Origin of the sequence: Azospira sp. I13 (assembly GCF_003112695.1) — a bacterium.
Lineage (GTDB): Bacteria > Pseudomonadota > Gammaproteobacteria > Burkholderiales > Rhodocyclaceae > Azospira.
Genome location: NZ_BFBP01000002.1, coordinates 27,560 through 28,052, shown reverse-complemented (window position 1 = coordinate 28,052; position 493 = coordinate 27,560). Strand labels below are relative to the sequence as shown.

The window sequence follows — 493 nt, the reverse complement described above, 5'->3', positions numbered from 1 at the left end:
GCCCTGACCGTGAAGCAGGTGCCGCAGATCGAAACCGCCGATCTGGCCAAGATCACCACCGATGCCCTGGCTGGCCTGAGCGTAGCTGCCGTCACCGCCCTGACTTCCGACCAGGTGGCTAACCTGACTACGGACCAGATCAAGGCCCTGTCGGCGAAGCAAGTTGCTGCCATCGGCACTGACGACATTGCTGGTCTGACGACTTCCCAGGCGGCTGTGCTGACCTCTGATCAGATCGCTGCCCTGACGGTCAAGCAGATTGCTCAGATCGAAACGGCTGATCTGGCCAAGATCACCACCGATGCCCTGGCCGGCCTGAGCGCCACCCAGATTGGGGCTCTGACCACCGACCAGATCGTGGGGCTGACCACCGATCAGGCTGCCGCCCTGACTTCCAAGCAACTGGCCGGTCTGAAGACCGCTCAGGTGGCTGCCCTGGCCACCGACGACCTGCAGAAGATCACCACCGATGCCCTGGCCGGCCTGAGCGTTG

The 493-nt window shown here is 63.5% G+C and carries 1 pseudogene; it reads left to right on the top strand.

Annotated elements, in window-relative coordinates:
- Window positions 1–493: pseudogene (locus AZSI13_RS00135) on the top strand (heme utilization protein); the annotation flags it as partial.